Here is a 2,648-nt window from a genome sequence, read left to right on the forward strand (position 1 = left end):
GAACAACTCCCACAACTCATCCGGCACCAGCCGCTCAACGATCCCCACCATGACTCACAGAATACCGAGTCGCCCAAATGAGATGACTTCTAAGTGGCGAGGAAACGGCAGGAGGGCTCTTTCACCTACTTCACCCTCCTCCGCTTGGTCGGCGCCGGCGGCCAAGGCCACGATCCGCTCCGTGCTCTCCGCCGCCAGCCGTGCGGAGATCTGCGCCGTCAGCATCTCCTTGGCCACCCGCAGCGAGCCGCCCACAGTCCGGTCGCTGCCCGGCGTGGGCGGCTCGCTGCATTCCGTACGGCAGCGGGCCCCAGCAGTTCCACTCGCACCTGCTCTGGCCGCCGCTCCTTTGCACACGACGTGCTCGGCGAGCCAGGCCGTCAGCTTGTCTGCGTCCGCGACGCTGCACTCCCGGAAACCCAGATGCCCGCAGATCTGAGCCCGGTCCGGCGGTAAACGACTCAGAAACCGGTTTCTGATCAACCGACAGATGCGCTTCAGCGGGGCGCAAGCGCGTCCACCCACCTGTCGCCGGGTGAGGGAACGAAGAAGTAGCCGCCTCCGGTGGTGAGCTGGTACTTCGCCATCGCTTCCCCCTCCAGGCGTTTCTGCACGGCCTCGAACCCGTCGGCGAGGTCGTGCTGGAAGCAGGAGAAGAGGAGCCCGGTGTCCCCGTCACCCCGGTCGTAGCTGTAGCCGCGCCGCACGAGCGGGGCCGGGTTGCGGCGGTCCGGTGTGGCCAGCCGTACGTGGGAGTCGAGCGGGGTCAGCCGACCCCGGGGATCGGCACGGTAGTTCGGCTGCTCGTCCACGGGCGCCCCGTCGAGCCAGCGGCCGTCCCGGCGGCGCCCGATGATCCGCTCCTGCTCCTCCACGGAGTCCTTGTCCCACAGCTCGGTCGCCAGCCGGATGATCCGTACGACCTGATAACTCCCCCCGACCGCCCACACGGGCTCACCTTGACCGTCCCGTACGAGCACACGGTCCAGGACCTCACGCTCGTCGGGCGGGTTCCCGAACCCCTCGCTGAAGTGAAACGGATTCCGGGCCAGTCCCCGGCCGCCCTCCATCCGATCCCCCGCCCGAAACCCCTCGATCCGCCACCGCACCGCCCACCCGGAAAGGCCTCGCACCAGCCGCTCAGCAGCGTCGCGCACATCGTCGGCCCCCTCGCCCGCGACCTGCACCAGCACATCGCCGTGCGACTGACGGGGATCCAGCAGATCCCCCGCGAAGCCCGGCATCTCGACCAGTTGCCGCGGCCGGTCGGCGGTCGCCCGGAACACCCCGCTCCCCAGCGCCACCCCCAGGGATACGCCACGCCCCTCCAAACCCAGAGCCCCCGACACCACGTCCCGCAGCGAACCCGCCCCTTCGCCAGCCCTCGGGCGCCGGTCCAACGCCACCAGAACAACTCGCCCATCCGGCTGAACGCCTCGCAGCTGAGCCGGAGTCCGGGGGGCGTCAGCCTCTCGCCGGTCATCCGCAGCCTCACCACGGGCCAACACGCCGCCGACGGCGACAGCTCCCACCGCCAGACCAGCCGAGGAGGAACCCAGCAACAGAGTCCTGCGCCTCACCCCGCCCCCTCGTCCCGCCCATCGAAAGCACTCAGCAGTGCACGAGCCGCTTGAGCAACCGCCTGATCACTGGAAAGGATCAGTGCCTCCACCACGTGCCGTCCGGAAAGAACCGCAGCGTGCGCCATCGACTCCCAGCAGACTTGGCTCTCATAGTTTCTCTTATGTTCAGGGCGAGCAGCTTCCGCAGCCGAACTCCATTGCTCGGCGTTATAAATCTTCAGGAGCAGCTCAAGTACCTCAACTTTGCATTGCATCTGCGGAGACCCAGCAAGTTCCAGAATGAAAGGAACCGTCGGAGCGGTTGCCTCCGACACTACAAACCCAAGAGAACAAATACGGTCGCTTATTTCATCTAGAGCCACCCTCGAAGATTCCACATCTCCCCACGCAGCCTTCGATAGTAGTGACGGAATATCTCCCGCCGGACCGTTCGCATCCCGAAGTCCGGAAAAGCGAACCCTCGACAGGCCTCCAAGAATTTTCCCCACTGATTCACCTTTCATCAGAACGTGTCTCTGATCCCGAGTCTACTCATCACGTTCTGACAGCTTTCGCAGCCAGGAAGAAGTCTCCGGTTCTGCAGATTATTGAAGGGCTTGTGGACCATGGCAAGGCTCTGACTACCTTTAATCAGGTCCCCGGCTTCCAGTGCCTGTGTGATGCATCCGATCTCAGCACACCCGCCGTGATGTCCGACTTGGCCTATCACTCGCCGGATCACAAGAGGCAGTTCCCTAAGCTGCGCGGGCGTTCTGTTTCGACTGAAGTCGAAGTACCTGTTCCCCGAAGGTGTCCACAACACACTGGTAACACCTTCATTCTTACCAGGCCCCATACGTTTGAGGTCGGTATACGCCCGCAACGGACACTCAAGAGGGTTACTGTTGTGGGCAAGAACGGCTGCGTCCCGACCCCCCACATAGTACGTGTGAAGGCCATCGACGGTGAGATTGTAGACCGTGGTCGACTCGGGCCTGGATCCACACCGGCACCGACGAACACCGCCACCTCCTGATCCGCCGCAACCGCACCACCGGCGAACTCGCCTTCTACCTGTGCTGGTCA

General features: G+C 64.4%; 4 protein-coding genes. All 4 read right to left on the bottom strand.

Going from position 1 to position 2,648, the window contains the following annotated elements:
* Positions 1-54 precede the first annotated feature (54 nt).
* On the bottom strand, positions 55-255 hold the full coding sequence (locus ACIQ7D_RS37445) for a hypothetical protein (RefSeq protein ID WP_403945762.1): 201 nt from the start codon (positions 253-255) through the stop codon (positions 55-57).
* A 242-nt stretch (positions 256-497) separates the two neighbouring features.
* The gene (locus ACIQ7D_RS37450) at positions 498-1,406 is read right to left on the bottom strand and encodes a Dyp-type peroxidase (protein ID WP_403945765.1); all 909 of its coding nucleotides are present in this window, start codon (positions 1,404-1,406) and stop codon (positions 498-500) included.
* Positions 1,407-1,576: 170 nt separating this feature from the next.
* Positions 1,577-2,086, bottom strand: coding sequence for a hypothetical protein (locus ACIQ7D_RS37455; protein WP_403945767.1), 510 nt, complete (start codon positions 2,084-2,086; stop codon positions 1,577-1,579).
* On the bottom strand, positions 2,086-2,648 hold a 563-nt coding region (locus ACIQ7D_RS37460), incomplete at its 5' end, for a hypothetical protein (protein WP_403945769.1). The genes ACIQ7D_RS37460 and ACIQ7D_RS37455, both read right to left, overlap by 1 nt.

This window comes from Streptomyces sp. NPDC096310 (assembly GCF_044763125.1).
Taxonomy (GTDB): Bacteria; Actinomycetota; Actinomycetes; order Streptomycetales; family Streptomycetaceae; genus Streptomyces.